Source organism: Enterococcus sp. DIV1083b (assembly GCF_051713705.1).
Taxonomy (GTDB): domain Bacteria; phylum Bacillota; class Bacilli; order Lactobacillales; family Enterococcaceae; genus Enterococcus_D; species Enterococcus_D casseliflavus.
Genome location: NZ_JBIOQJ010000001.1, coordinates 2,885,921 through 2,912,850, shown reverse-complemented (window position 1 = coordinate 2,912,850; position 26,930 = coordinate 2,885,921). Strand labels below are relative to the sequence as shown.

General features: G+C 38.0%; 41 protein-coding genes. 31 read left to right on the top strand and 10 right to left on the bottom strand.

Features of this window, described 5'->3' with window-relative positions:
• The first annotated feature begins 10 nt into the window (after nucleotides 1–10).
• From IGI69_RS13700 to IGI69_RS13690, 3 genes are all read left to right on the top strand, one after another.
• The gene (locus tag IGI69_RS13700) at nucleotides 11–1,684 is read left to right on the top strand and encodes a PTS lactose transporter subunit IIBC (protein ID WP_194193414.1); all 1,674 of its coding nucleotides are present in this window, start codon (nucleotides 11–13) and stop codon (nucleotides 1,682–1,684) included.
• Nucleotides 1,685–1,699: 15 nt separating this feature from the next.
• Nucleotides 1,700–3,331, top strand: coding sequence for a glycoside hydrolase family 53 protein (locus tag IGI69_RS13695; RefSeq protein WP_194193413.1), 1,632 nt, complete (start codon nucleotides 1,700–1,702; stop codon nucleotides 3,329–3,331).
• Between the two features lie 525 nt (nucleotides 3,332–3,856).
• Nucleotides 3,857–5,464, top strand: coding sequence for a CTP synthase (locus tag IGI69_RS13690; protein ID WP_005228290.1), 1,608 nt, complete (start codon nucleotides 3,857–3,859; stop codon nucleotides 5,462–5,464).
• 263 nt (nucleotides 5,465–5,727) lie between these two features.
• Here the strand turns inward: IGI69_RS13690 and IGI69_RS13685 are convergent, their stop codons facing one another.
• On the bottom strand, nucleotides 5,728–6,183 hold the full coding sequence (locus tag IGI69_RS13685; RefSeq protein ID WP_005233973.1) for a YehR family lipoprotein: 456 nt from the start codon (nucleotides 6,181–6,183) through the stop codon (nucleotides 5,728–5,730).
• Nucleotides 6,184–6,551: 368 nt separating this feature from the next.
• On the opposite strand from IGI69_RS13685, the gene IGI69_RS13680 reads away from it, so the two are divergent.
• The 5 genes from IGI69_RS13680 to IGI69_RS13660 all read left to right on the top strand — a co-directional run bounded on the left by IGI69_RS13680 (nucleotide 6,552) and on the right by IGI69_RS13660 (nucleotide 12,080).
• On the top strand, nucleotides 6,552–7,421 hold the full coding sequence (locus tag IGI69_RS13680) for a class II fructose-bisphosphate aldolase (protein WP_005228297.1): 870 nt from the start codon (nucleotides 6,552–6,554) through the stop codon (nucleotides 7,419–7,421).
• Nucleotides 7,422–7,550: 129 nt separating this feature from the next.
• Nucleotides 7,551–8,987 carry an IS1182 family transposase gene (locus IGI69_RS13675; protein WP_438741200.1) on the top strand — a complete coding sequence of 479 codons (1,437 nt, stop codon included), beginning with the start codon at nucleotides 7,551–7,553 and terminating at the stop codon, nucleotides 8,985–8,987.
• A 172-nt stretch (nucleotides 8,988–9,159) separates the two neighbouring features.
• On the top strand, nucleotides 9,160–10,419 hold the full coding sequence (locus tag IGI69_RS13670; RefSeq protein WP_270266621.1) for a UDP-N-acetylglucosamine 1-carboxyvinyltransferase: 1,260 nt from the start codon (nucleotides 9,160–9,162) through the stop codon (nucleotides 10,417–10,419).
• A 2-nt stretch (nucleotides 10,420–10,421) separates the two neighbouring features.
• Nucleotides 10,422–11,717, top strand: coding sequence for a transcription termination factor Rho (gene rho, locus IGI69_RS13665; RefSeq protein WP_005228301.1), 1,296 nt, complete (start codon nucleotides 10,422–10,424; stop codon nucleotides 11,715–11,717).
• 99 nt (nucleotides 11,718–11,816) lie between these two features.
• The gene (locus tag IGI69_RS13660; RefSeq protein ID WP_005233979.1) at nucleotides 11,817–12,080 is read left to right on the top strand and encodes a type B 50S ribosomal protein L31; all 264 of its coding nucleotides are present in this window, start codon (nucleotides 11,817–11,819) and stop codon (nucleotides 12,078–12,080) included.
• 71 nt (nucleotides 12,081–12,151) lie between these two features.
• Here IGI69_RS13660 and IGI69_RS13655 read toward each other — a convergent pair whose 3' ends face one another.
• The 6 genes from IGI69_RS13655 to IGI69_RS13630 form a co-directional block, all read right to left on the bottom strand.
• Nucleotides 12,152–13,351, bottom strand: a complete 1,200-nt coding sequence (locus IGI69_RS13655) for a site-specific integrase (protein ID WP_325811296.1) — start codon at nucleotides 13,349–13,351, stop codon at nucleotides 12,152–12,154.
• Between the two features lie 122 nt (nucleotides 13,352–13,473).
• Nucleotides 13,474–14,457 (bottom strand): Abi family protein, encoded by a 984-nt coding sequence (locus IGI69_RS13650; protein WP_325811295.1) that lies wholly within the window; start codon nucleotides 14,455–14,457, stop codon nucleotides 13,474–13,476.
• Nucleotides 14,458–14,562: 105 nt separating this feature from the next.
• Nucleotides 14,563–15,003: a hypothetical protein gene (locus tag IGI69_RS13645; protein WP_325811294.1), complete on the bottom strand. Its 441-nt coding sequence runs from the start codon at nucleotides 15,001–15,003 to the stop codon at nucleotides 14,563–14,565.
• Between the two features lie 123 nt (nucleotides 15,004–15,126).
• Nucleotides 15,127–15,678 carry a hypothetical protein gene (locus IGI69_RS13640; RefSeq protein WP_438741197.1) on the bottom strand — a complete coding sequence of 184 codons (552 nt, stop codon included), beginning with the start codon at nucleotides 15,676–15,678 and terminating at the stop codon, nucleotides 15,127–15,129.
• 92 nt (nucleotides 15,679–15,770) lie between these two features.
• Entirely contained in the window at nucleotides 15,771–16,247 is a 477-nt protein-coding gene (locus tag IGI69_RS13635; RefSeq protein WP_325811292.1) for an ImmA/IrrE family metallo-endopeptidase, read from the bottom strand.
• 8 nt (nucleotides 16,248–16,255) lie between these two features.
• Nucleotides 16,256–16,675, bottom strand: coding sequence for a helix-turn-helix domain-containing protein (locus IGI69_RS13630; protein WP_325811291.1), 420 nt, complete (start codon nucleotides 16,673–16,675; stop codon nucleotides 16,256–16,258).
• A 164-nt stretch (nucleotides 16,676–16,839) separates the two neighbouring features.
• On the opposite strand from IGI69_RS13630, the gene IGI69_RS13625 reads away from it, so the two are divergent.
• Genes IGI69_RS13625 through IGI69_RS13615 form a run of 3 tightly spaced genes read left to right on the top strand, consistent with a single transcriptional unit; the run spans nucleotide 16,840 to nucleotide 17,613 of the window.
• Nucleotides 16,840–17,085 (top strand): helix-turn-helix domain-containing protein, encoded by a 246-nt coding sequence (locus IGI69_RS13625; RefSeq protein WP_074536826.1) that lies wholly within the window; start codon nucleotides 16,840–16,842, stop codon nucleotides 17,083–17,085.
• Nucleotides 17,086–17,106: 21 nt separating this feature from the next.
• Entirely contained in the window at nucleotides 17,107–17,385 is a 279-nt protein-coding gene (locus IGI69_RS13620; RefSeq protein WP_325811289.1) for a DNA-binding protein, read from the top strand.
• A gap of 33 nt (nucleotides 17,386–17,418) precedes the next feature.
• Nucleotides 17,419–17,613 carry a hypothetical protein gene (locus IGI69_RS13615; RefSeq protein WP_074536828.1) on the top strand — a complete coding sequence of 65 codons (195 nt, stop codon included), beginning with the start codon at nucleotides 17,419–17,421 and terminating at the stop codon, nucleotides 17,611–17,613.
• Nucleotides 17,614–17,756: 143 nt separating this feature from the next.
• Here the strand turns inward: IGI69_RS13615 and IGI69_RS13610 are convergent, their stop codons facing one another.
• Entirely contained in the window at nucleotides 17,757–18,050 is a 294-nt protein-coding gene (locus IGI69_RS13610; RefSeq protein ID WP_074536829.1) for a hypothetical protein, read from the bottom strand.
• Between the two features lie 74 nt (nucleotides 18,051–18,124).
• On the opposite strand from IGI69_RS13610, the gene IGI69_RS13605 reads away from it, so the two are divergent.
• The 10 genes from IGI69_RS13605 (at nucleotide 18,125) to IGI69_RS13560 (ending at nucleotide 21,829) form a co-directional block, all read left to right on the top strand.
• Nucleotides 18,125–18,262, top strand: a complete 138-nt coding sequence (locus IGI69_RS13605) for a hypothetical protein (protein WP_175445297.1) — start codon at nucleotides 18,125–18,127, stop codon at nucleotides 18,260–18,262.
• A gap of 4 nt (nucleotides 18,263–18,266) precedes the next feature.
• Nucleotides 18,267–18,521 (top strand): hypothetical protein, encoded by a 255-nt coding sequence (locus tag IGI69_RS13600; protein WP_074536830.1) that lies wholly within the window; start codon nucleotides 18,267–18,269, stop codon nucleotides 18,519–18,521.
• A gap of 18 nt (nucleotides 18,522–18,539) precedes the next feature.
• Nucleotides 18,540–18,761: a hypothetical protein gene (locus IGI69_RS13595; protein ID WP_325811288.1), complete on the top strand. Its 222-nt coding sequence runs from the start codon at nucleotides 18,540–18,542 to the stop codon at nucleotides 18,759–18,761.
• A 169-nt stretch (nucleotides 18,762–18,930) separates the two neighbouring features.
• Complete coding sequence (locus IGI69_RS13590) at nucleotides 18,931–19,755, top strand: rolling circle replication-associated protein (protein WP_230321977.1); 825 nt, start codon at nucleotides 18,931–18,933, stop codon at nucleotides 19,753–19,755.
• A 14-nt stretch (nucleotides 19,756–19,769) separates the two neighbouring features.
• Nucleotides 19,770–20,177: a hypothetical protein gene (locus IGI69_RS13585; RefSeq protein WP_438741192.1), complete on the top strand. Its 408-nt coding sequence runs from the start codon at nucleotides 19,770–19,772 to the stop codon at nucleotides 20,175–20,177.
• Nucleotides 20,152–20,652, top strand: a complete 501-nt coding sequence (locus tag IGI69_RS13580; RefSeq protein WP_429968688.1) for a Holliday junction resolvase RecU — start codon at nucleotides 20,152–20,154, stop codon at nucleotides 20,650–20,652. The genes IGI69_RS13585 and IGI69_RS13580 overlap by 26 nt, the downstream gene beginning before the upstream one ends.
• Nucleotides 20,653–20,656: 4 nt before the next feature.
• Nucleotides 20,657–20,959: a hypothetical protein gene (locus IGI69_RS13575; protein WP_182454492.1), complete on the top strand. Its 303-nt coding sequence runs from the start codon at nucleotides 20,657–20,659 to the stop codon at nucleotides 20,957–20,959.
• The gene (locus IGI69_RS13570; RefSeq protein ID WP_438741189.1) at nucleotides 20,919–21,299 is read left to right on the top strand and encodes a hypothetical protein; all 381 of its coding nucleotides are present in this window, start codon (nucleotides 20,919–20,921) and stop codon (nucleotides 21,297–21,299) included. Before IGI69_RS13575 ends, IGI69_RS13570 begins: the two co-directional genes overlap by 41 nt.
• A gap of 23 nt (nucleotides 21,300–21,322) precedes the next feature.
• On the top strand, nucleotides 21,323–21,625 hold the full coding sequence (locus IGI69_RS13565; RefSeq protein WP_438741187.1) for a MazG-like family protein: 303 nt from the start codon (nucleotides 21,323–21,325) through the stop codon (nucleotides 21,623–21,625).
• Nucleotides 21,626–21,658: 33 nt separating this feature from the next.
• Nucleotides 21,659–21,829, top strand: a complete 171-nt coding sequence (locus IGI69_RS13560) for a hypothetical protein (RefSeq protein WP_438741185.1) — start codon at nucleotides 21,659–21,661, stop codon at nucleotides 21,827–21,829.
• Here the strand turns inward: IGI69_RS13560 and IGI69_RS13555 are convergent.
• Both IGI69_RS13555 and IGI69_RS13550 read right to left on the bottom strand, forming a co-directional pair.
• Nucleotides 21,807–22,487, bottom strand: a complete 681-nt coding sequence (locus IGI69_RS13555) for a hypothetical protein (RefSeq protein ID WP_438741183.1) — start codon at nucleotides 22,485–22,487, stop codon at nucleotides 21,807–21,809. The genes IGI69_RS13560 and IGI69_RS13555 overlap by 23 nt on opposite strands.
• Before the next feature lie 125 nt (nucleotides 22,488–22,612).
• On the bottom strand, nucleotides 22,613–22,798 hold the full coding sequence (locus IGI69_RS13550; protein ID WP_003126526.1) for a DUF6440 family protein: 186 nt from the start codon (nucleotides 22,796–22,798) through the stop codon (nucleotides 22,613–22,615).
• Nucleotides 22,799–22,920: 122 nt separating this feature from the next.
• On the opposite strand from IGI69_RS13550, the gene IGI69_RS13545 reads away from it, so the two are divergent.
• From IGI69_RS13545 to IGI69_RS13500, 10 genes are all read left to right on the top strand, one after another.
• Nucleotides 22,921–23,208 carry a hypothetical protein gene (locus tag IGI69_RS13545; RefSeq protein ID WP_438741181.1) on the top strand — a complete coding sequence of 96 codons (288 nt, stop codon included), beginning with the start codon at nucleotides 22,921–22,923 and terminating at the stop codon, nucleotides 23,206–23,208.
• Nucleotides 23,209–23,472: 264 nt separating this feature from the next.
• Nucleotides 23,473–23,871 carry a DUF7448 domain-containing protein gene (locus IGI69_RS13540; RefSeq protein WP_438741179.1) on the top strand — a complete coding sequence of 133 codons (399 nt, stop codon included), beginning with the start codon at nucleotides 23,473–23,475 and terminating at the stop codon, nucleotides 23,869–23,871.
• A gap of 37 nt (nucleotides 23,872–23,908) precedes the next feature.
• Nucleotides 23,909–24,286 (top strand): YopX family protein, encoded by a 378-nt coding sequence (locus IGI69_RS13535; RefSeq protein ID WP_438741177.1) that lies wholly within the window; start codon nucleotides 23,909–23,911, stop codon nucleotides 24,284–24,286.
• On the top strand, nucleotides 24,276–24,476 hold the full coding sequence (locus IGI69_RS13530) for a hypothetical protein (protein WP_270792306.1): 201 nt from the start codon (nucleotides 24,276–24,278) through the stop codon (nucleotides 24,474–24,476). Before IGI69_RS13535 ends, IGI69_RS13530 begins: the two co-directional genes overlap by 11 nt.
• A gap of 164 nt (nucleotides 24,477–24,640) precedes the next feature.
• Nucleotides 24,641–25,120, top strand: coding sequence for a hypothetical protein (locus tag IGI69_RS13525; protein WP_270792305.1), 480 nt, complete (start codon nucleotides 24,641–24,643; stop codon nucleotides 25,118–25,120).
• 285 nt (nucleotides 25,121–25,405) lie between these two features.
• Nucleotides 25,406–25,585 (top strand): sporulation protein Cse60, encoded by a 180-nt coding sequence (locus IGI69_RS13520; protein WP_438741175.1) that lies wholly within the window; start codon nucleotides 25,406–25,408, stop codon nucleotides 25,583–25,585.
• Between the two features lie 56 nt (nucleotides 25,586–25,641).
• Complete coding sequence (locus IGI69_RS13515; RefSeq protein WP_438741173.1) at nucleotides 25,642–25,971, top strand: hypothetical protein; 330 nt, start codon at nucleotides 25,642–25,644, stop codon at nucleotides 25,969–25,971.
• Complete coding sequence (locus IGI69_RS13510) at nucleotides 25,968–26,282, top strand: HNH endonuclease (RefSeq protein ID WP_438741171.1); 315 nt, start codon at nucleotides 25,968–25,970, stop codon at nucleotides 26,280–26,282. Before IGI69_RS13515 ends, IGI69_RS13510 begins: the two co-directional genes overlap by 4 nt.
• The gene (locus tag IGI69_RS13505) at nucleotides 26,273–26,596 is read left to right on the top strand and encodes a hypothetical protein (RefSeq protein WP_438741169.1); all 324 of its coding nucleotides are present in this window, start codon (nucleotides 26,273–26,275) and stop codon (nucleotides 26,594–26,596) included. Before IGI69_RS13510 ends, IGI69_RS13505 begins: the two co-directional genes overlap by 10 nt.
• Nucleotides 26,593–26,832 (top strand): hypothetical protein, encoded by a 240-nt coding sequence (locus tag IGI69_RS13500; protein WP_438741167.1) that lies wholly within the window; start codon nucleotides 26,593–26,595, stop codon nucleotides 26,830–26,832. Before IGI69_RS13505 ends, IGI69_RS13500 begins: the two co-directional genes overlap by 4 nt.
• The last annotated feature ends 98 nt before the right edge of the window (nucleotides 26,833–26,930 follow it).

The window sequence follows — 26,930 nt, the reverse complement described above, 5'->3', positions numbered from 1 at the left end:
GAAGAACGCTATGGATGGAATCATTAAACAAATCGAAAAAGGGAAACCGTTTTTTGAAAAAATCTCACGCAATAGTTATCTGGGAGCCGTTCGTGACGGATTTTTAACAGCGATGCCGGCTATTTTATTCTCAAGCATATTCATTTTGATTGCTGCGGTTCCTGAGATTTTTGGTTACCAATGGCCTGAAGCTGTCTCCACTTGGTTGTGGAAAGTCTATAATTATTCGATGGGGGTTGTAGGGTTACTTGTTTCAGCAACCACTGCTCGCTGCTTGGCTGATTCGATGAATCGCCGCTTACCGAAAAACAAAGTAATCAACACGACTTCTGTGATGCTGGCTTCTGTGGTAAGTTTCCTGTTGTTAAGCGTCTCTCCAATCGAAGGCGGATTTTCAACGGAATACATGGGGACAAAGGGGCTTTTGGCGTCCTTTGTCGCTGCATTTTTAACAGTTAATTTATATAAGTTTTGTGTGCTGAAAGATATTACCATTAAGATGCCTAAAGAAGTTCCTGGTACGATTTCGCAAACCTTCCGAGATATTTTTCCTTTCTCTTTTTCAGTATTTGCGGCCGTTTTAATTGATTTAGGTATTCGGCAAATTTTCCAAATCTCATTTGCAGAAGCAATCATTACTGTGCTGCAGCCATTATTCACAGCAGCCGACGGTTATTTAGGAATCGCTATTATCTGGGGAGCGATGGCGCTATTTTGGTTTGTCGGTGTTCATGGACCGTCGATCGTGGAACCAGCAATTGCAGCAATTATCTATGCCAATGTGGAAACCAATCTGCAATTGTTCAATTCCGGTGAGCAAGCTTCAAAAGTACTGACAGTCGGTTTAGGAAATTTTGTAGGAACTATGGGAGGAACTGGGGCCACATTGGTCGTTCCTTTTATCTTCTTACTCTTTGCTAAGTCTAAACAATTGAAGGCAGTCGGGAAAGCTTCCTTTATTCCAGTAAGTTTTGCTGTCAATGAACCATTGTTGTTTGCAGCACCCATGATTTTGAATCCTTATTTTTTCATTCCGTTTTTGTTAACACCAGTTGTAAACGTTTGCTTGTTTAAGTTTTTTGTCGATGTGCTAGGCATGAACAGTTTTATGTACGTTTTACCTTGGGCAACTCCGGCACCGATCGGTTTGGTTCTAGGAACAGGCATGGGGGTGTTAGCCTTTGTTTTAGCAGCGGTTCTAATCGTCGTTGACTTCCTGATCTATCTACCATTTTGTAAAGCATACGATGCTGTTTTAGTAGAGCAAGAAGCACAAAAAGCGGAAGTGATCGCTACCGAAGAAGGTGCTTCTGCTGCTATACGTGAGGAAGTACCTGTGGCAGCGAGACAAATTATCAGCGATACAAATAAAGAAATCAATGTGTTGGTGCTTTGTGCTGGAGCAGGGACAAGTGCGATGTTAGCTAATGCTTTAAAAGAAGGTGCATCTGAATCGAAAGCACCGATCAGTGCAATGGCGGGTGCTTATGGTTCTCATTACGAAATGCTGCAGGATTTTGATATGGTGGTCTTAGCACCGCAAGTCAATTCTTACTATGATGATATCAAAGAAGATACCGATCGCTTAGGAATCAAGCTGGTTGCGACAAAAGGAGCAGAATATATCGGATTAACGAGAGATCCTGAAAAAGCCGTTCAATTTATTCTGAGCCAATTTCAATAAAGGAGGAGCAAATGAATGAAAAAGGGAGCTTGGTTGCGTAAAGTCGCTTTATTTGCAGCTGTGATAGGGACTTTTGGGGCTGTTTCAAAAACAGTTGAAGCATCTGCCAGCGAATTTATTCGCGGAGCAGATATTTCAATCTTGTCAGATATGGAAAAATATGGTGCAAAATACTATGAAGATGGTATTTCAAAAGATGCCTTAGAGATTCTAAAAAATAATGGTGTCAACTATGTTCGACTGCGTTTGTGGCAGGATCCTTATAATAGTAACGGAGAAAGTTATGGGGCAGGAACAAATGATCTGGAAACGACGGTTGCGCTTGCAAAACGAGCAAAAAATCTTGGACTCAACGTGTTGCTAGATTTCCATTACAGTGATTTTTGGGTTGATCCTGGGAAACAGAATGTTCCTAAAGCGTGGCAAGATCTGACCTTTGAAGAAATGAATACGGCATTGTATGACTATACAAAGAACGTTCTGTCGGAAATGAAGCAGCTAGACGTTTATCCTGATATGGTTCAGATTGGCAATGAACTGAATAGTGGCATGCTCTGGCCTTATGGCAAGTCTTGGGGAGAAGACGGGGGAGAGTTTGATCGATTGGCTACTTTTTTGAAGTCTGGTGTCCAAGCTGTTCGAGACACTCAACCTGAAACAACTCCAGTAATGCTTCACTTAGCTGATGGTGGCGATACAGGAGCATTTACTTGGTGGTTTGATGAAATCACCAGTCGGGGTGTGTCATTTGATTTAATTGGAGTATCGTATTATCCGTATTGGCACGGTTCAATGAATGAACTTCAAACCAATATGAATACGATCAGTCAACGGTATGGCAAAGAAGTGATCGTAGTTGAAACAGCTTATGGGCATACAACAGCGAATGCAGATACTATGCCAAATGCCTTTGGCGAAGCCGAAGCAGCGGCGGGGGGATATGAACCAACACCGTCAGGACAAGCAGAGTATTTGCTGGATCTAGCCGATCGTATTCAAGCGGTGCCGAATGATCGCGGGGCGGGCTTCTTTTACTGGGAACCTCTTTGGTACAACGGAAACGTGAGTTGGGCAACACAAGCAGGTATGAATTATCTCGGTGTTCAATCCACTATGGGAAACGAATGGGACAACCAGGCGATGTTTGATTTTGCTGGAAACGCCTTGCCAAGCTTGCGTGCGTTTAAACAAGCAGGGACGCAAACAAATCTGGTTAAAAATGCAAGTTTCGAGAGCGATGGACCAACGACCAGTCCTTCCGATTGGCAAACGTGGTTTCAACAAGGAACAGCTGAAGGTACGATCAAAACGGAAGCAGGGACTTTTTTTGGAGACTACAAATTAACTTTTTGGAAGGACCAAGCTTACGAGGCATCAGCTTATCAAAATATTAGTGGCATCAGCGATGGAACTTACACATTGAGTGCCTACGTAATGTCTGGGGGAGAGTTTGATACCAATCAGTTATATATCAAAAATTATGGTGGAGCGGAACTAAATACTGCGGTTGATAAAACAAGTGAATGGACAAAAATTACAATCAAAGACATTCCAATTACAACAGGTGTTTGTGAAATCGGGGTTTATAGCAAGGCATCAGCAAATGCTTGGACGAACGTTGATTTTGTTTCATTGGTAAAACAATAATCTAAGGATTGCTGCGATTGATCCTCAGAGCTCCCTTTCAACCGCATCACTAGCGTAGAAGGCAGGAATCGAACCTGCACCTCGTCTTTGCCAAAAATAACCAGAAATACGTTCCGATCATTTTTACCAAAACGAGTAAAGCGCCAGACTTCATCTACACTTTGTATTATGCCAAAGAGAGTTCAACGATTTCGTAAGAAGCAATGAAAAATTTGCAAAAAGTTGTGCAGAAAACATGAAGGTTGTTTAAGAAAGAATAACCATAGAATTTAGTCGAGAAAAAGAAGGAACCAGCTGTATCGATAAGTAAAGCGCTTTGTCTGGAAACCTCGTTTTTTTCTGAAAAAATCAGATAAAGTTTTCTTGACATTTGCTAGGTGAGAATGTATCATTCTGTTTGGGCACTCTTTACAAGAGTCAGAAAGTGATTTAGAATTTTCGCTCCCTATTCATTTATGGATAGGGAGCTTTTATTATTTTCTAAATGCTTTTCCTGTAAAATAGATTAAAGGAGTTTTTCAGTTTATGACAAAATATATTTTTGTAACCGGCGGTGTGGTTTCTTCTATTGGTAAAGGGATCGTAGCAGCATCATTAGGACGTCTGTTGAAAAATCGCGGCTTGAAAGTAACGATTCAAAAATTCGATCCGTACATCAATGTCGATCCAGGAACGATGAGCCCATACCAACATGGTGAAGTATTCGTAACCGATGATGGAGCAGAGACCGACTTAGACTTAGGTCACTATGAACGCTTTATCGATATCAATTTGAACAAATACTCAAATGTAACAACTGGAAAAATCTATTCAGAAGTTTTGCGGAAAGAGCGTAAAGGAGAATACTTAGGCGCGACTGTTCAAGTGATCCCGCATATCACCAACGAGATCAAAGAAAAAATCATGCGGGCAGCCAAAATGACTGATTCAGATGTGATCATTACAGAAGTCGGCGGTACAGTAGGGGATATTGAATCATTGCCATTTCTAGAAGCTTTGCGTCAAATGAAAGCAGACGTAGGTTCAGACAATGTGATGTACATCCACACCACGCTGATTCCTTATTTGAAAGCAGCAGGCGAAATGAAAACCAAACCGACACAACACAGTGTGAAGGAACTGCGCGGCTTAGGGATTCAACCAAATATCTTGGTCGTTCGTACAGAACAACCCGTAGGACAATCAACGAAAAACAAATTGGCACAATTCTGTGACGTGGCACCAGAAGCCGTGATCGAATCTCGTGACGTTGAGACCCTTTATTCGATTCCATTGGCACTGCAAGCGCAAGGCATGGATCAAATCGTGTGTGATCATTTGAAACTGACTGCACCAGCTGCTGACATGACTGAATGGCAAGCATTGGAAGAAAAGGTACTGAATTTGAAGAAAAAAGTACGTATCGCATTAGTCGGAAAATACGTGGAATTGCCAGATGCTTATCTATCAGTTGTCGAAGCCTTGAAACATTCTGGTTTTGCCTTTGATGCAGACATCGAGATCGATTGGATCAAAGCCCAAGAAATCACACGAGAAAACGTGGATTCTTACTTAGGTGAAGTAGACGGTATTCTTGTTCCTGGTGGATTCGGTGATCGCGGGATTGAAGGAAAAATCGAAGCGATCCGATATGCTCGGGAAAATGATGTGCCATTCTTAGGGATTTGTCTAGGGATGCAAATGGCTTGTGTGGAATATGCCCGCAATGTCGTTGGCTTGGAAAATGCCAATTCCGCAGAAACAGATCCTGAAACAGCCAACAACATCATTGATTTGATGGCTGACCAAGAAAACATCGAAAACTTAGGTGGGACATTGCGCTTAGGCTTGTACCCATGTAAAGTGAAGAAAGGCACCAAAACAGCTGCAGCTTATGACGGAGAAGAAGTTGTTCAAGAACGTCACCGTCATCGTTATGAATTCAACAACAAATACCGTGAAATCTTTGAAGCAAACGGGATGGTTTTCTCAGGTGTGTCACCAGACAATCGTTTGGTGGAGATCGTTGAGATCCCAGAAAACAAATTCTTCGTGGGTTGCCAATTCCACCCAGAATTGATTTCTCGTCCAACTCGCCCACAACGCTTGATCAAAGCCTTTGTTGGAGCTTCATTGGATAACCGCCAAGCATAATAATCGCTAGCGGCAAACCATGGAATGAATATGCGAAACTCCTCATCTCAAGATGGGGAGTTTTTTTGAGTTGCGCCATCCCAGTAATCCATAAAAGGTTGAAACTTGCGTGAGCGTTGGTAGAAGGTATCTGTTTCTGCACACAAAAAACTTCCGTCAAAACGACCGGAAGTTTCTGGCTGATGCATTATTTTTTTCGCTAGCAGTTCGAATGAAATCCGCCAGCGGGAAACCCATGTTGATTTGCTGGTGCCTAGAGAGGATTATTCTTTTAGCTTATACCCTTGATCTAAGAGCATTTCCTCTGTACGTTCCATACTGATCCCATTTTCGGTGTTTCCTTCGAAACTAACCCCAGGCAATTGTTTCGCTGAATCATAATCCAACTCATCATAATTGATGGTCAAGGATTCAGTCGCCTCACTATCTGTATAGTCGAGGGAATAGTCCAACCCTTTGACTTGCTGATACTGTTCTGCGATCGGATCAAGCACGGTTTGTGCTTCTTCTTTAGTCGTTACCCCGATCGCTGAATAAGGCATGACATTGTTCGCAGTCTGAGTTTTTACTTTATCGCCTTCATAAGTGAAGACCAGTTCCATCGAAACCCCATTTTGATCCATTGTGAATGTTTTGGTTTCTTCCTTGGCCCCCGAGCTACAGCTTGCCAAGAAAAGAACTCCGATGACTGCCAAAAATCCAATAAGCGCTTTTTTCATTTTATCCCTCCTTTTTTACATAATAATATAGCTGCTTTCACAAGGCTATTCTTATGCTCAAAAGAGAAGAAGAAAGGATTTGCTGGAAGATTATGATAAAATAACGAAAAAATATGTGAAATTTTTCTCGAATTTTCACATGCCGATTTGTTATCTAACGACCACAGACAGAAGAGCAAAACCTTACAGAATCCTAGACTTTCAGAAAAGATGATGAAAATGCTGGATTTTTATATTTGTGCAATCTTTTTTTGAAAAGAGAAATTCCTCTTTTTAGTAGCAAATACCGCAAATCTTTGCTAAAATAGCATTGTCGGTTAAGCATTGCTTAACAAATAAAGTTTTTCAAAACTTAGGAGGAATTTTTTATGCCAGTAGTATCAGGAGCTGAATTCTTAAAAGCTGCTCGTCAAGGCGGATATGCAGTCGGCGGATTCAACACAAACAACTTAGAATGGACACAAGCGATTTTAAAAGCTGCTGAAGCGAAAAAAGCGCCAGTTCTAATCCAAACTTCAATGGGTGCTGCCAAATATATGGGCGGATACAAAGTTGCTAAAGACATCGTTACAAACTTGGTTGATTCAATGAACATCACTGTTCCCGTTGCAATCCACTTAGACCACGGTGATTATGATGCAGCAATGGAATGTATCGAAGTTGGTTACACTTCTGTTATGTTTGATGGCTCTCACTTACCATTTGAAGAAAACTTGAAATTGGCTAAAGAAGTTGTCGAAAAAGCACACGCAAAAGGCGTTTCTGTTGAGTGTGAAGTTGGTTCAATCGGCGGAGAAGAAGATGGAATCATCGGTTCTGGCGAATTAGCTGACATCGAAGAATGTAAACAAATGGTTGCAACTGGTATTGATTACCTAGCTTGCGGAATTGGTAACATTCACGGTCAATACCCTGAAAACTGGAAAGGCCTTGCTTTTGACCACTTACAAGCAATCGCTGATGCAGTAGGTTCTGATGTACCATTAGTATTACACGGTGGTTCTGGTATTCCTCAAGACCAAATCGAAAAAGCAATCTCAATGGGTGTTTCTAAAGTAAACGTAAATACTGAATTCCAATTATCATTTGCTAAAGCAACTCGTGAATACATCGAAGCTGGCAAAGATAAAGAAGGTAAAGGATTCGACCCTCGTAAATTATTAGCACCAGGTGTTGCTGCAATCGTTAAAGATGCAGAAGAACACATCGACTGGTTCGGTTCAGCTGGTAAAGCTTAATCTTAATCAAAGATCAAAACTCTTAGAATCACTGATTCTAAGAGTCAGACTGTAGACAAAGTACTAGTTTTTAGTGCTTTGTCTTTTTTTATCCGTTAAAATAAGAGTATCAATTGGAGGTGTATCCAGATGCTCTCAAAACAAGATATGAGTAAACGCGCACAAATCGGTTTCTTTTCTCTTGAAGACTTGGTCCCACAGGACCATTTATTGCGGCAAATAGATCAATGTATTGATTTCTCCTTTATTTATGAATTGGTTAAAGAGAAATACGATGAAATCCAAGGACGTCCTAGCTTGGATCCTATTCTTCTAATTAAATTACCAATGATTCAATATCTATTTGGTATTAAAAGTATGAGACAAACAATAAAAGAAATAGAAGTGAATATCGCTTATCGCTGGTTTTTAGGTTTGAGTTTAGAAGATCCCGTTCCTCATTTTTCAACATTTGGTAAAAACTATACGCGACGGTTCAAAGGAACAGATCTCTTTGAAAAAATTTTTTATGAAATTCTAGAACAATGTATCGCTGAAGGTATCGTAGATACTTCCGAAGTATTTATTGATAGTACGCATATTAAAGCACATGCGAATCGTAACAAAAAAGAATCTGTCGAAGTAATGGAACAAGCTGTTTTTTATACAGATAAGCTGACAAAAGAAATCACCAAGAATCGAGAAAAACATTTAAAAAAGCCCTTAAAAGAAACAAGCGCAGAAAGTAAAACTTCCTTGAAAAAAAGAAGTACGACTGATCCTGAAAGTGGTTGGTTTCATAAAGGTGAACACAAAGAAGTTTTTGCCTATAGCTCACAAGTGGCGTGTGATAAACATGGATGGATATTAGGTTATACTACACACCCAGGGAACTTTCATGACAGTCGTACGTTTGTTTCTTTATTTAACAAGCTCAAAGGAGCTTTTCCCCTAGAAAAATTAATTATGGATGCTGGGTATAAGACACCAGCAATTGCACATTTACTACTCGAACATAAATTGACCCCAATTTTCCCATACAAACGTCCTATGACTAAAAAAGGCTATTTCAAGAAACATGAATATGTTTATGACGATTACTATAATTGTTATATCTGTCCCAATAATAAAATACTCTCTTATGCCACTACCAATCGCAAAGGATATATCGAATACAAAAGCAATCCAAAGGATTGTAAAAATTGTCCTTTCTTGTCTAAGTGTACCAACTCAAAAAATCATACCAAAGTAATCACTAGACACATTTGGGCTGAAGCTATAGAGACCTGTGAAGAGATACGCCATCAAAGTTGGTTCAAAGAACTTTATAAAAAGAGAAAAGAAACCATTGAACGAATTTTTGGGACAGCAAAAGAATTTCATGGGTTACGTTATACCAATCAAATAGGAATTGAAAAAATGCACATGAAAATTGGGCTTACTTTTGCGTGTCTTAATATGAAAAAGCTAGCAAAAATAAAAAGGATCAGAGCGCAAAAGAGACGTTTTCCTAAAGGAAAACTGCCTAATCTATCGATTATCCATAGAATATTACATAGAAAAAAGACAAACCTCATGTTTGTATAAGGTTTGTCTACAGTCTGACTCTTAGAATCACTGATTCTAAGAGTTTTTTTGTTTTCCAAGAAAATATTCTTGATGCGGGGATCAAAAATATCCTGCATCTTTTTTCTTTGAGTGATCTGTGCTAAAATTGGAATGATACACATAAATTAAAAAAGAGTATAGGTGGAATTCCATGAAAAAAATTGTCATCAACGGCAATCGTCCCTTAAAAGGTGAAGTCACCATTAGCGGCGCAAAAAACAGTGCAGTCGCATTGATCCCGGCAGCGATCTTAGCTGATTCACCGGTCATTTTAGAAGGAGTGCCTGACATCCAAGATGTGCACTCATTAATTGAGATTATCGAAATCATGGGTGTGAAGACCCATTTTGAAAACAATACGCTAGAGATCGATCCGACAAACATCGTTTCGATCCCGATGCCTAACGGAAAAATCAACAGTCTACGAGCTTCTTACTATTTCATGGGGGCATTGTTGGCGAAGTTTGGTGAAGGCGTCGTTGGATTGCCTGGCGGCTGCTTCTTAGGTCCGCGACCAATCGATTTGCATATCAAAGGCTTCGAAGCACTTGGCGCAAAAGTTACCAACGAACATGGTGCTATGTATTTGCGTACCGAAGAAGAAGGCTTGACTGGCGAACGAATCTTCCTAGATATGGTCTCCATCGGAGCAACCATCAATGTGATGCTGGCAGCAGTAAAAGCCAAAGGCAAAACGATCATTGAAAATGCCGCACGAGAACCTGAGATCATTGATGTTGCGACCCTTTTAAATAATATGGGAGCGAAAGTCAGAGGTGCAGGTACCAATGAAATTCGTATCGAAGGCGTGGAAGAATTGCACGGTTGTCGTCATTCCATCATTCCAGACCGGATCGAAGCAGGAACCTACCTTTCTTTAGCCGCAGCAGCGGGGGAAGGCATTACTGTCAAAAATGTGATTTATGAGCATTTAGAAAGCTACATTGCGAAATTGGAAGAAATTGGCGTACGAATGGATATCAGCGAAGATGAAATCTATGTGCATCCCTCAAAAGACTTGAAACCAGCGACTGTGAAAACCTATCCTTATCCAGGATTTGCCACAGACCTGCAACAGCCGATCACACCATTATTGCTAAAAGCAAACGGAACATCGGAGATCATGGACACGATTTACGCCAAACGGGTCAACCATATTCCTGAATTAGCACGGATGGGCGCACAAGCAACGACAGAAGGCAACATGATTTTTGTTAGCGGACCGAGCCAATTGCACGGAGCAGAAGTTGTCGCTTCTGATTTACGAGCAGGAGCTTGCCTTGTCATTGCCGGATTGATGGCGACTGGCACGACCAGCGTCTTTAATGTCGAGTATATTTTGCGCGGCTATGATCATATCATCGAAAAACTAACGGCTCTTGGAGCTGATATTCAAATGATAGAGGAGTAATTATGAGCGATTATCTTACGATGGCAGAGTTGGAAAACAAAACCTTAAAAGAAATCTACACCTTTGCCAAAGAGTTTCGAATTCCTTATTACAGCCAGATGAATAAAAAAGAATTGTCATTGGCTGTGATACGGGCGCAGGCGGAAAAACAAGGCTTCTTTTATATGGAAGGAATCTTGGATATCGTAGGCCAAGAAGGCTACGGTTTTTTACGCCCAATCAACTACGGACCGAGTGCAGAAGATATCTATATTTCTTCATCACAGATTCGTCGGTTTAGTTTGCGTAATGGTGATAAAGTCGCCGGTAAGGCGCGCCCGCCCAAGGAATCTGAGCGCTATTATGGATTGATGCACGTTGAGTCTGTTAATGGCAAAGATCCAGAAGATGCCAAAGAGCGTCCGCATTTTCCAGCGCTGACGCCGCTTTATCCGAATCGTCATTTAAAATTGGAAACAACGTCAGGACGCCTTTCTACTCGGATGATCGACATGCTGTCGCCAGTGGGTTTTGGACAACGGGGACTGATCGTTGCTCCGCCTAAAGCTGGGAAAACCAGTATCTTGAAAGAAATTGCCAATGGGATCACTGACAATTATCCTGAGGTGGAATTGATCGTTCTTTTGATCGATGAGCGCCCAGAAGAAGTGACTGATTTGGAACGCAGTGTCAAAGGCGATGTTGTTTCTTCAACCTTTGATCTGCAGCCTAGCAATCATACCCGTGTTTCTGAATTGGTACTAGAACGGGCGATGCGTTTGGTAGAAGATAAGCGTGATGTCGTGATTTTGATGGATAGTATCACTCGTTTGGCAAGAGCCTACAACTTAGTGGTACCTCCAAGTGGACGTACACTAAGCGGCGGGATCGATCCAGCTGCTTTGTACAAACCAAAGAAATTCTTTGGTGCTGCCCGCAATATTGAAGAAGGCGGCAGTTTGACGATTCTTGCCACAGCACTGGTGGATACCGGCAGCCGCATGGATGATGTCATCTATGAAGAGTTTAAAGGAACCGGCAATATGGAGCTGCAGCTTTCTCGCAGCTTAGCAGAACGTCGGATTTTCCCTGCGATCGACATCAAGAAATCTGGTACCCGTAAAGAGGAATTGCTGATGAGCAGCGAGCAATTGGAAGAAACCTGGCGCTTACGCAACAACATGTTGGGGGATTCCTTGGAGTTCACAGAACAATTCATTCAATTCTTGCGTAAAACGAAGAACAATGAAGAGTTTTTAGCGGCTTTTCATGATGTCCATTTCGGAGACAAACGGCAAAAAAGAAATATAAAAAGATAATTGCATCTAAAAACCAAACATGGTAAGATAGTCATGTTGTAAAATCGACAAATCAACTCTGGTGAAGCAAATGAGCCAGGGCAAAGGAGAGAAGAAGAAATGAAACAAGATATCCATCCAGATTATCATCCAGTTGTATTCATGGACTCAACTACTGGTTTCAAATTCTTATCAGGTTCTACAAAGAATTCTCAAGAAACTGTTGAGTGGGAAGACGGCAACACGTATCCATTGATCCGTGTCGAAGTAACTTCTGATTCACATCCATTCTACACTGGACGTCAAAAATTCACACAAGCAGACGGACGTGTGGACCGTTTCAACAAAAAATACGGTCTCAAAGACACAAACGCTGCAGAATAAGACAAACATTGTCCAAGGGCTGTTTTATCAGCTTTCTAGAGGTTTTCCTATTTATAGGGAAACCTCTTTTTTTACATTTGACTACCCCTTTGACTACCCCTAGTATTTTTATCTGGATCTGGGCTGCCGTTTGCCATGAAGTTTGCAAAGTCATGAGCAGTTTTTTCTTTTCTTTGTTCAGTTACGTGAGCATAAATGTTCATAGTAGTTTTAATATCAGTATGGCCCATTCGTTCCTGCACGTCTTTTATTGAAACACCTGCTTCAAATAGTAAACTACAATGAGTATGTCTAAATCCGTGGACAGTCATTTTAGGCAAATTATTTTCTTTCAGGATTTTCGAAAGATTATGGTTCAGGTAATCTAGATAAAGCGGTTTGTTTTCAGTAGAAGGGAAGAGCAATTGCTCTTGAGATAATGAGTTTATGCCAAACTGAAAAAGAAATTTTTGTTGGTGTAATTTCCATTTTTTTATCAGACCCAGCGTCTCATCATCCAAAGAGATAGTACGAATACTTTTTCTTGTCTTCGGCGGCTGAAAAACTAACTCCCAATTCTGAATAGTTGCTAGTGTTTGTTTGACGTTAAGAGTTTTCTTATCGAAATCAATATCTTTCCAACGTAAGGCATGCAATTCTCCTTTGCGAAGACCCGTATACCCAAGAATTCGAAACATCACAAATAATTGTTCTGAATAATTTTCTTTTACAACCGACAAAAAAGTAAGCAACTGTTCACGATCATAGAAAGGAGCGATGTAGTCCTCTTCATCTACTTTTTGCTGTTTTTTTGGTCGAATTACACCGTCCATTGGATTATTGTTGAGCAACCGAATATTGATAGCATAATTGAATACTGATGTCGTGATACCAATTAAGTTGGAGTATTTTTTATAGTAACTAAACCAATGATTTACCTGTTTTTGACAAAATTGAATAGTAATCTTACTCATTCGGATATGACCAAATAAAGGGAGAATATGTTTGTCTATCGCAACCTTTTGAATAGTGTAAGTACTAGGTTTAACCGTGTTTCTGTATTGTTCTAACCACATATTACATACTTCTTCAAATGTTTTTGTTGTTTCAGTGATGAAATCAGGTTCTTTTGATTCTAGTTGTAAACGAGCAAGTGCAAGCTTTGCCTCCTGCTGCGTTTTAAACCCTCGTTTTGTAGTCCGTTTCTTTTTGCCAGAAATAGGGTCTACACCTAAGTAGATTTGAAACATATAGGCATTAGTTCCATCTTTCTTTTTATACTTTTTTATCATTTTTCATCGTCCTTTCTTTGCCCGCCAGCATGTAGAACGAGGTGGCATCACTCCTTTCTGTATGTCTATTAGGAAATTCAAAAAAGTAAGACCAATAAAAATTATATAGTATAGAAAGATGTCTACATTCTTTTTAAATCATTAACGGATTTCATCCTATCAATTATATTTTCTGGAAGATTAAATAGCTGATAAATATTTTTTCCATTGAAGTTTGTTTTTCTTTCCGCATAAGGAGTGAGTAAAAAGTCTAACTCACTAACAAAGTTATTTAATTGAAAATTATCATTTAGAAGAATTAATATAATTAGCATAACAGAAAATAAATCATTTTTTCCGAGTCCGTTGTTAAACTCTTCTTTTGTGAGAGTATCTTGTTCTATCATAAAAAATAGAGAATTCATAGGAAGTTGTTTTTGAAGTTTCAAATTTAATGTTCGACTTCCATGTGCAACTTTATTTCTAAAATCTTTAACCATTATTAGGCCATTTTTTAAAAATTCTTTTTGATGCTCGGTACTTAAAATAAGATTAAAATGTTTGAATATGTCTGAGCAGATGTATTCTTTTTCAGACCCTTTCAAAATTGTGTACCATTGAATTGTTAACCCGAACATCAGATCATTAACCAGTATCCAAGGAGGAACATGATTTTTTTTATTTTTATAATATGCTGTTACACTATTTTTTTTGGGTTTTGACAGAACCTTTTTAATATCAGTAATTGTGCCACTTCTTGAAGCATTCGGATTTGCATAGTTTTTAAAATACAAGTATTCTATTTCTTTTACACCGAAACGTTCAGAAACAACATAAGATAATTTTGTCTTTAAAGATTTTTCGATAAGCAATATATATTTCAAAATAATATTGCTAAGAGAAATATCAAGCCAATGACATGTGTAAATCATCTCGAATGTTGTACCATCTGCAAAATCATCATCTTCACCAGCTAAAAAAGTATTTTTGTATCCATTCATAAGTGTGTAATAAGAAATGCTAGATAATGACTCATAAGTGAAAAAATCACGTTCAATTTTTACGTTTCTAGAAGAGATAATATCAATCTGTTGGTCTATCGTCATAAAAGGTTTATCTGGATGCAAAGAAAAATAACCTCCTTTCCTTTCGGAAACAGAGGTTATTCCACAGCCATCTTACTACAACGACCATTGCAATTAACCATATGTTACCGAAAATAATCATATATGTCAATAATTGAACCTAACCGGATCACCAATCGAAATTTTTTCCGAAAAATCAAAAGAGTCTGTATTAATGAGATCTTTGTTATTAACTTTCAACTCCGCTAATTTATTTTCTGAAGATCCGAACATCGGGGAAAGGGAACCCAATACTCCATTTGGTGTTTTAGTTATTTTTGCACACTCGAAAAAATCCCAGTGGATTTTGGTGACTTCTAAAGATTCTTTTACATAATCATAGAAACCTAGAGAAGATTTAGTTTTGGGATCAAAAATTTCTGTTCCAGGAATTACAACAGATAAGGAATCACCAACTTTTATAGGTTCTTCGATGTATTGCAAGTTACTCTCATAAATACTTTCATTATAATTTCTTCCTCCGTTTACCAATATAGTAAATTCATCTGGTATAGCTACCACATAAAATTGAAACTTTCTATCTTCCATTATTATTTCTCCATTTCTAAGTTGAATTTATCTTGCTATCTATTAAATATGATTGGGCCCAAAATAAAAGATATGTGTTTAATTTGTTTCAGCACGCTCTTACTTTGGTCGGTGGGCATGTTTTTAATTTATTGAAGAATTAACAATATCCCAATTGTATTTCAATTCTTTATCGCCACGACTTTCTAAAATGCCAGATAGGGTTACTTGGTCACCGTTTGAATAATTAGAAATAGTTTTTCCATCCTCAAATTTAGCGATAAATACATAATAAGCCAAATCTGTACCGGAGACCTCGGACCAGGTAAGTCCGTCTTCGTATTTTTGATCAGCAATTACATATAATCTATCATCAGATGAATCAATAACTTTTCCTGACCATTCGACAGTGGATCCTTTTACTTCTTCCCAAGCTGTAGTTTTAGAACCGCTCTCATTAGGAATTGCATCGTATGCTACAACGTATTCGTAAAACCTATTGATAAAGTTTGATAGTACAATTGTTTCGTCGGAATTAACTTCACTAGTTTCGATAGTCGTGATTGTAGTGGATTCACTAATGGCAGTTGCTTCTTTTTCATCAGTACCGAATAATGCGGCTGCCACCAAGATAAACACACACAACGCCACAAACGTACCTGTAATGATTGCTAAAATTTTCCATATACCCTTCATTTCTTCCTCCTCATTTCTTTGATATAATATATTTGTACAATCTCAGAAATGAGTAGGCCTTTTAGAAGTTGCACCTTCTAGAAGGCTTTTTATTATCCGAAAACTTTAATGGGTTCAACAAATAGGTACTCGTTGTCAAATGTAAATTTATAGTTGCGATGGTAATGATATTTGCCATACTTGTTGAAGTAATGTATAAGTGCATCTTCAAAAAAATCAAAAGTCACATTTAGAAACTCGCTACATTCATAAATATTATTACAACCGTTTAAAGCGCAATCTAAAAGATCATCAAGTGTGATTAACATCTCAATTCCAAACCTTCTAGCCTTCCACTCTTCTTTCCATGCCCCATCAGCTTTGTAATCAAGAATATTTCCAACGGTTCTTTTATAGTGACCGAACTCTTCAGCCAAAACAACTTTCTTTTTTCTATTGGACTTATTTTTTTCTAAATAAATTCTTCCGTTTCTATATAAAGCAGTATAGCCAGTTACACTTTCAACAGGACCTTCAATAACTGGTAACTCAGCAGCAACATTTGACAGAAGCACTTCAAAATCATCCATAAACAAACCTACTTTTTATCAAATTTATTATCCATCTCATCGAGAAATGAATTTATCTTTCTAAGATCCTCATCTGGAACCATTCTATTAGGATCTTCTGAGTGAGCAGCTATAGTGAAAATCTCCTTCTTCTGTTCGTTAAGCTTAAATTTAGCAAAGTTGTAAACCTCATCTTGTTTTCTTTTGTCTAATTGATTAAAAATGTTCAGTAACTTGTCCTGAGGTTTTTCTGTCCAACCCATTAAATATCCTGGGGTTGTATCCAAAGAAATTGCTAACTTCTCTAGAACTTCTGTAGGAAGCTTTTCTATTTCCCCTTTTTCATAACGAAATATGGTGGATCTTGAGACACCTAATTTAGCTGCTAGGTAATCAGCGTTGTATCCTAACTCCTTTCTTCTTTGCTTTATTCTTTTTCCCACTTCCATTTGAATACCTCCATAATTTATCTTTAATCAAATACTATCAGATGTGTTGCAAAAATGCAACAAATCAATCGCAAAAATGCAACAAATATGTTGACAATTCTTTTTATCGCTTGTATTATAAAAATGTGAGTTGCAATAATGCGACAAATTTAGGAGGTGAAATCATGCCAGTTGATGTTGAAAGGTTGGATGAGATTATCGAACAAAGGAACACAAAACAGAGAGTAGCAGAGCTTATTGGTGTAAATAGAAGTACTTTCTACAGAAAGTTAAAGGGCGAGGGCAAAGGTTTTTCTGTAGAAGAAGCGCAAAAGATTACGGCAGTAGTGCCACTATCTGGGGAAGAAGCTATTCAAATTTTTTTTGGTAATAAAGTCGCAAAAACGCTACACGAACAAAGTGATCAATAAAAATATATCGAGGTGGTTATTATGGCAGTCATTTCAGCACCAATAGAAATACCAGAATCATTTGGGGAAGAATTATCAGCAGTTATTGCTGCTAAGGTTCTTCAAAAGGTAGGAGAATCGATCAAAGCTGAAGACCTTCCACCATATCCAACGAAGAAGCAGGTAAAACAAATTCTCCGGATTGGTGAAGAACGGATTAACGAATGGATCATTGAGGGGTTACCACAAATACCTTTTGGCAAGGAAACTAGATTTGACCGTGATGATATAAAAAGATTCCTAAACAATAAAAAAATCTAATGCCCGCCAGCATGAAGAAACAGGAGGAATCAAATGAAATACACATTATCCCAAGAACTACTGATACATGATCTTACCAAAGAAAAAATCAGAAGCTTGCACGATCAACTTAACGATCGGAAAGTACAACTAACAGAGACACAACGAGATTTATCGATTCGAGAACTGCGGAGTTATCAAGAGTTAATTTATCAGAATCGGTTGAATAGAACGATGGAAGTAAGGTGAGAAGTGTGAAGATACCAAAAAAACCAAACTATTCCAAAAAGCCGTTCCCAACTGATAAAGAACGGCGTGACTGGGACGATTTCGTAAATCTGACATTTGCTGTGGGTGCGTTGATCATAGCGTTGATAAATTTATATTTTCAATTAAAAAATTGAAAATATAAATGCTAGGAAGCTAATTATAAGAGCTGCTATAGAAATAATTCTAGTTATTACTATTGAACGGAAGTTGAAAAGTTCACTCTTACCCTCAGTAGTAATAGCAAAGTAATCTCCATAGTTAGGTAGTTCCCAATGTCCTGATGAGTAAGTTCCATCTGGTAAGCGATCAACCCAATTTTTTTCTTCTAGAAAATCAAGGTGCCGATAATTGTCCTTAATTTTGACCTTGCCTTTTAAGTTGGCGATAGAAAGCAACAAGTAAATTGAAAAATCCATATTATTCCCCTTATCGATTATTTCGGTCGATCAATGACTGATAAGGAAATTATACCAAAGAAAGGAAAGTTTATATGAATAAAAAATGGTTAGCAACACTCCACAACGATCCTTTGTACAAAGCACGCCAATTACAAGGGATTGCTTATGCCAGCTTATTGTTAAACGGTATTTTGTTAGCTATTTGTTTCCTATTAATGATTGGAGGGTAACTAGATGTTTAAAGAAAGAGAAATTATTTTCACTACTAATCGAATGTATGTTAAGCCATACACTCAAAAAATTAAGTCGATTATCTGGAATAAGTTTGAATCGACATGTGAAGTAGAGGATCGTTCATTTGATAGCGATGAAACACCAACGATTGCTTTATATTTTGTTGTTTCAGATGATCAGTTTCAAAAGTTACAAATGGCCATCCCAAGTTTGTTACCGGATCTGGTTAAAAAGGGTGGAATCCAGTATGAGTGAAAGACGCAGGTGATGTAGATGTTATCTAAGGCGATCGAATATTTGGAAAAGATGCCTGCAATTGTGATGCAGGTGCGTATGAGAAAACGTGGCGAGAATTATGTATACAGTATTGAAGCGAAAACTGAACGAGGTAGAGTAGAAACATTTCAGTTGCGTGGAAGGACTCTGTATCACCATATTTTTCATCTGGGAAAACCAGCCGAAGAAAAGGTTCTTTTCCAGTTTTCAGAACAATAAAAAAAGTCGCCAAATTTGGCGACTTCTGAGAATGGTATAACTTATTCCCTGACAAGATAAGTATACCATCCTCAGTCTATTTTTGCAAAAAACGCTGCTATTTCGGCGTTTTATCGTCCTTGTATTAGATACTAACTTAACGGACGTAGAAAATTCTGGGGTGTTTGTCATGAAGAAATCATTTGTTAGAGAACGCAGAGTGGAAGCAGGACCATATAAAGAAATCCGACTTTACAGTAGGACGATCGAGCAAGAACGAAAATGTAGAGAACCCAGAGGTAGGAGAAAGAAAGTAACTGGCTTATCTCAAGCAAGATGGAATCAAGCCCAAAGTAAAAGAAAGGCTGCATTGTTTCTATATGCAAATTTTGGAGAGAAAGATTACTATGCCACATTCACTTATTCCGATCAGTTTCTCCCTGAAAAGCCTGCTGATGCAAAGCGTGATCAAGAAAATACTTTGAAAAAACTAAAAAGACTCTATGAGAAAGAAGGGTTCGAACTCAAGTACATGTGGTTTACCTCTTATCAATACGATGAGGAAGTAGGCTATATCACTCGAATCCATCACCATATCGTTTTAAACAATGGACCATCAAGGGATGCAATCGAGAGTGTTTGGTCTAAAGGGCGAGGAAAGAAGAAGCAGCCTCTTGGTCGAAGGCAAGTGCAAAACATTCAATACGATTCAGATGGAATGCAAGGCTTGGTCAATTATTTAACTGGTCAAGAGAAATGGGAAAATCGCCAGTGGAAGAAAGGTCAAAAGCGATGGTCCAAGAGTAGAAACCTTAAAGAACCACACGAAACAACGAATGATGATTATTGGTCATTTAGAAAACTAAATAAATTAGGTATGTCCAACGATGATGGAGCAGAGGAAATTCTTAAGAGGTTTCCTCAATACCGGATTTTAGGAGATATATTGAAAATCTACGATGAGGATCGTGGGTGGTATTTCAAAATTGAACTGTTCAGAAATGATGATGGATAGAGAAAGAGGTAGAAATGGAAAGTAAACAAACGTATCTGGTCGCCTGCTTTGATAAATCAGATTGTATCGACATGATGCAGGAAGTCTTTTTGATGTTAAACATTGATGATCAAAACAAAGGGAAATTTTCTCCATGTATTAAAACATTGGAAATCAAATCAGAGGCAAAGGAAATCCGGTTTCTTCAAAATCAGCAAATTTGCGATGCTGCATCAAACAAGTTAAATGATCAGTCAGCATACACAGGAATAGTTAAGAGTGATCGGTATTCACAATTCGTTTGTTTTGAAGATAAAGCACATTATGAGCGCATTTACCGAAGAATATTAGATACATTTGGGCAAAACGACAAAGAAGGATTTATTACTGAACTAATGAAGAAAGTAGGTAGAAACGATGTCTTCAAGAAAATACCAAAATAGAGTCAACAATGATTTGGGCGATATCTTTGAAAAAATGATTGATCAAGGATGTTGGTATTACAGAACAAAAGAAATAGCTTTAATTGAAAAAACACCTGAACCGTTTCGTGTGAAGCAGATACTCGGCGATGGCAGAATGATCGTTTATCCGATTGGGAAAGCTCAACCAGATTACAAAGGAACTCTATGGGATGGACGTGCCATTGTTTTTGAAGCGAAGATGACCACAACGGATCGATTAAAAAAATCAGTGATCACACAAAATCAGGCGGCCTTGTTGGATCTCCATCAAAAATTAGGAGCGATGGCAGGTGTTTGTTGCATGATCAAAAAGACCGTTGGGTTTATCCCATGGAGTGATTGGCAGAACATGAAAGCAAAATATGGCCGTCAGTACATTCTTGAAGAAGAGTTGGAAGAATATCAGGTTGCTACGCCGGGATACATCGATTTTCTGAATAAAACGAATTGGTGATCCTATGGATGAAAGAATAACCAGTTTTAAAGTAGCACGTGTCGAATTCACCATGTTTTGCGAGGTACGAGGATGGACGGTTGAGTATTTTTCTAACAATCCAAAGAATTACCGTCAATACTATGCAAGATGTTACGTTCCGGAGAAGGCAGATACCTATCATTTTATTATTACACTTGCAGGGAAGTACTATCGCCTTCTCGGAAATAAGAAGTGGGAACCTTATGAATATGTGTATAAGCCAGCAGATGCAGGAGGTGATCAACATGAAACAGAACCAACAGGCGATGAGGCAGAAAGAACATGAAAAAAAGAAGCGTCACAGAGAACGTGCTTTAAAACTACAACGATTACTTTATCTATCTAACCTTGATGATCGAGAGATTGATCCAATAAGCGAGGAAGAGCGGGAAGCATTGCGTGTTGAACTCTGGAGAGGGGAGCAATCCCATTTGCGAATTGTAGAGGTTCTATACAAAGGCGAAGTGATTTTCACAGGTACTCGGAAAGACGTATGTCGGAAGTGCAAAAAAGCAAATCGAACGATGAGCGATTTATTACATTATGGTCATGAAGATAAACAAGGAAGGACTTACCGTTATAAGGATTGGACTGAATCCTTTGAAGAGCAAGTTGACTTTGATTAAGCATAATTATTGGAGGCAAAATTATGAATGAATTAGTTGAATTAGTAGAACAATGGGCAAAAGAAAAAGGATTGGATGAAGCAGATTCTAGCAAACAAATGTTGAAAGTTGTCGAAGAAACTGGTGAAGTTGCAGCTGGATTAGCAAGAAACGATCGAGATGCACTAAGAGATGGTATTGGCGATGTAGTAGTAACCTTGATCATCTTGGCAATGCAAAATGATATGGACTTGTACGAATGTTTGAATTTTGCTTATGACGAAATCAAAGGACGGACTGGAAAGATGGTCAATGGTGTTTTCGTTAAATCCAGTGACCTGAAATAATTCCAGAATCGGAAGAGACAAGGAGGGTTAAGTGTGATTCATGATAATACCAAAGAGCAGTTGAAAGAGCTAGAAGAAATACAATACAAAATGAAACAAGCGAAAGCCTCAGTCGAAGTGGGTCATCAAGATCCCAAAGGGCCTACTGGAAGTCCGCCTGTTTCAATAGTTTGCAATAATATCAATTCGGGAAAAGATCAGTAAATTCCCTTTTGGCTTCGTCTAGATAGGTGGGTACCATCTTTTCAAAATTAATAAGTAACTCAACAAAGGTTTTCGGGTTACTGTTTATCAAAGTTGGCATTTCTCTCCAAAGTAAAGGATGTTTTTCGAAGATAGGTAATAGCAAAGTAGCCAAGTATCTTTCTTTTTTTCTATCATAACGTTCCAAAGTGATATTAGAGTTTATATTAAACGGTTCCACTTCAGATATACAGGTTGTCAGATAAGATTTGTATCGCAATGAATTTTGCAAATCACCAATACTTTGATGATACTCGCTCATCTTGTTTAAAAAGAATAAAGATGATACCTCGCAAATTGTTTCTTCAAACCATTTCATGATAAGAGATTTATCGCTCTCAATAAAGTAGTGACAAAGTTCATGAGATGATTGGTAAACAAATTGTGTGTCGTTCCAGATACTAGGTTCGACAGCTAAAAAGATAACTTGAGTTTCTTTAAAATACACAGGTCCGGTTTTTGTCGGATTAACAATAGATAATGTATCTTTTGAAACCACGGACATGTGATTATTAAAAATGGGGTAAAAATTAGAGAACAAATGAAAAAAATGAACAAATTCAGACTGGTTATTAGTATCAAAATACAATTCGGTATTTAAAAAAGAGTAGCTTAACATGATTAACCTCCAGCAAATGCTTTTTTTCATTATACCAAATTAAAAAATAAAAATGATATGAGGTTTCCATTAATGGAAGAAATTACCAACTTGGAAAGAAAAAAGACCAACACAAGTTGATCTAATTAATCCTTATAATGAATACTTCCATCTGGCTCTAGTCTTGGTGTAATTGCGACGCCTTTTCCGTCAGAACCGATAACAATTGTTTGAATATATTGTACCTGTGTCTCGGGATCAGTAATAACAAAGATTTCGTTGGTTCTGCCTTTATAAACTTTTTCAACTTCAAATTCAATATTGTTCGCCATAAAATCACTCCTTTTAAATAAAATACCATAATTAACAAACAAAATAAATAAATACTATAAATGTTTTTAGATATGAAAATTTAGTAACGACAGAAATAGCAAACTAGAAAGGAAGATAAAAAATGAGATTTTTTGAAATTAATAACCCGTATTTTGCAATTGTAGCAGCTGAAAATGAAGAAAAATGTATTGGATTTTATGAAGAAGTAGTGTGTGACGTAGAAGATAAAGAATATTTTATGGCTAGTATGAAGGAACTTGAAAAGCCAGATGCGGTCACAAAAGTTGCGAATACAGTGAGTGAAGAAACAGGGGAGCCAGTCGGTAGTGAAGAGGCAGAGGTGCAAGTTTTTGATTGTATTAATGACAATGAACCGACATTATTGGCAGTTGACGGATCGCTGGTTTAGTCAGTTATCCACCAAAATTGTGGAAATAAAAAAACTACCCTAAAAGAGTAGCAACAGAATCATAAATTATTTTTTTTGGAATCGGAAATTCCGTGTTTAACTGCCAATCTGATGATTCCATAAAGCATAAATCCTATAAAAATATACCAAATAAAAGCTAAAAAAGTTCCCAAAGCAATACCTCCTTTTAGGTATTTTAACATATTTTACATTTTACCAAGTCAGTTATCCGACGAAATAACTAACTAGAAAGGAATGATATCAATGGAATACCACAAAGATACAATTGAAAAACTAAAAGAGATAGTTTTGATGAAAAGAATCAATGAGCTATCAAACAATAGTCTAGTCTTAGTAGATGGTACAACCATCAATTTTGAATGTACTGATGCAGATTGTTGCGCTTCTGCTGACGGTACTTGGGAAACAGCTAAAGCCGATGGTCTTATAACCGATGTGCAACTAATCGATGTGAAAAAAGATGTGGAAGAGTGGGGAGAAACTCAAATGGTCGCGAAGTTAGTAGTAATGCATGATCAAAATCCTATCGCCCAAGCTCAACTGAGAGCAGACAACGGAAATGGGGATTATTATTTCAGTGTTTTATCCGATTTTGTTAACGGAGAAGAGGTAGGGAAGATTTTGGAAAGCTATTATGACTAATCAGCAATCGTCAGCGATAGCAAACAGGAGGGATAAAATGATACCAAAATTTAGAGCGTGGGAACCAGATACGAAATTTATGAACGATCAAGTCCGAGTGACGAGTAACCGATTCGGCGATGGTGAGATTTTGGTAGAGGCTACCGATGGTTTTGGTTGGATAGAAGTGAAACCAGAGTGTCTCATGCAATCAACAGGTTTGAAAGACAAGAACGGCATGGAGATTTTCGAGGGGGATATAGTAGTAATTAAGTATTCTGAACATGGATATCACTACTATGAAAAGATAGTTTTCGAGAATGGAACTTTCACAGCAGGGGATGAGGATTGGCTATATAACATCAAAGATTATTGTGTTGTATGTGGCAATATCTACGAGAACCTAGAACTATTGGAGCCAGCCAATGAAATTTAATCATTATACAGTATTAGCTATGATATCGATACTGCTGACGATTGCAGGGTTAAGTTGGCTATCCTATAAAATAGTTGATCAACAGGAACAAATTGAGCAGCTAGAACAACAGCTGCAGCATGAGAAGATGAAGTATAAGATTATTATTAATGATCCGCTAGTACGAGATGCGATGGAAAGTGGAGGATGATTATGACAATTGCAGTTTTAGGGTTCACAGGATTCGTAATGATAATGGTCATTGCAGTTATTGTCGGAAAGAAGATGGACGATAGAGAAGGAAAATAAAAAAGCCACTACCTTTTGGGTAAGTGACCAGTGACATGATTATTTTACCATAAAGGGGTGGCGATTGTGAGATTTCAATGGCTAAAAGATTATCAGGAATTAGAAAATCAAATTTTATATCTAAAATGGAATCTTAGCAAAAGCAGACTGGAATTAAGCCGATGGATATTTGGAGATTTATCTGATGTAAGACTTGAAAAAAACTCTAGATCATCGTCACTCGAAGAAAACATTGCTAAGATTGAGAACGAGATAGAAATACTAGAAGAGCAAAGGAAAGAAATGCTTGCTATTATTAATTCGTTCAATGGTATAGATAATGAAATAGTTCGTAAGAAATACATTGAAGGTTGCTCATTAGATATAATCGCTGAAGAAATTGGATATAGCTCATCTTATGTGCGCCAAAGACACGCCGAGATAAAAAGAACATTAAATTTCTTAGATCAGTACGAGTCTGAAAAGCAGGATAAGCGAAACAAGGTTAATGATATAGATGCCTATAATAGAGTTGCCAATGAAACAAAGCAAATATCGCTCTTTTAAATGTTCGATAAATGTTCGATAGTTTTAACTATTCAATTATTGATTTAAACGGTTTATATTAATAGCGTAGAAGAAACGAGAGATGGTTGTTGGACTACTCACACTAATCCAAATACCGAAAGGGGGCTAATCCCTCATCGCTTTACTTCTTTGACGGATAAGAAAGACAGCACAATTTTTTGAAGCTAGGCGAAACTCCTTATTTCAGAATTCGCTAGTGCTGTCTTTTTGTAATTGTTTTCATTTCCATCATAGAGTATGCTTATCTTGAATGGAGGTGATAGTATGCAAGTCGTAATGATTTCAAATACGCTTGAAGCAAGTTTTGAATCAGAGTTAAACAAACTTTTAACCGAATTAACAGAAGAAGGTAAAGAAGTTATTAACATTAAGTATCAGACTGCAGCTTTTGTAAGCAATGAAGTGCCACGGGTAAATCATTCCGCTTTAGTCTTTTACAAATAATATTTAGGACATCCAATAGGGTGTCTTTTTTTTGTACATAAAAAGGAGAGATGAGTATGAAAAAACCAAAGAATCATAAAAAGAAATCTGTTCCAGAAAAGCAAAACGACTTCATCAAGATGCTAACTCAGTTGCGAGAAGAGAAGGACATAGATGCTATTGCTGATCTGTTCTGGAAAGTTATTACGGCATACGGACTGAAGGTAGATGAACTTGCAGCATTGAACTACTACATGATGAAGCGATCACTTGAGGCACCTGTGAATGCTACGTTTATAAAAGAACGTATGAATCTTGATGTCACTCAGCTTGGGGTAGATGGTATCTTACAAGTTCAGCGTGCGTTGGTAAATGTTTACGTTGAGCAACTTGCCAAAGATCAATGATACCTGTTGTCAAAACCAAAGCAGATCGAGCTAGGTTTTATGGGTCGACCAAGTGGCGCAATCTAAGGAAACAAATACTTGAGAGAGATCACTACGAATGCTTGTGGTGTAAAGCAGAAGGCAGACTAACTACACAGTATGATTCGATGCTGGAAGTCGATCACATCAAAGAATTGGAAACAAATCCAGAGCTTGCGTTTGATCCAGACAATCTAAGGACGTTATGCAAAGACTGTCACAACAAGCGACACGATCGGATGAACTATCGTGGGCAACCAAAGAAAAGAAAGTGGGATGATGAATGGTGGTAGGTATTTTCAAAAGATTATTCAGCAGACAGAACGACTGGGTTCCTGAACCTATATTGGGTGTGGGAGGTATTAATTACGAGGGAGTGTTGAGATTGAATAGCGAAGACGTTAGCTTCGATTTGAACGGGAAAGTTCCTAAACTTTATATCAAAGGTCGAGAAGTTGGAGTCGTGGTTATGACTAATCATTATGTCACAAAGCACGATAGTGGTGAAGGTGTTAACCTGATCACCTTTGTTTATTTAACGGAGGGTTATTCTGAAGAGAAAGTATTGTCTATCGATCGTATTACTGGGGAGGTATTTAACCAATGAATAAAGATACAAGAGTAAGCAAGAAAGAACTTGATCAGAATTTAATTGACAAAGCTATCGGTAAGTTACAAATGTTGAGAGCAGCAGTAAACGAAGGTAGTATATTGTTGGTTGATGGACGAGTCGAAGACACTTGGAACTTATTGCAGTCTGATGAGCTTGTATGCAATCTACTATCGATTGACATTGATTATGCAGACGTCATTTTCACAGAACCAAATCCCAAAAATGATTAGAAAATCAAACCAAAGTGGGGAATAACATACCCCCGGTCGAATTATTTTGGGGTAAAATCCCAATCTAGGGAACCGGTGGGAGGGGTCAACTGTCCAAA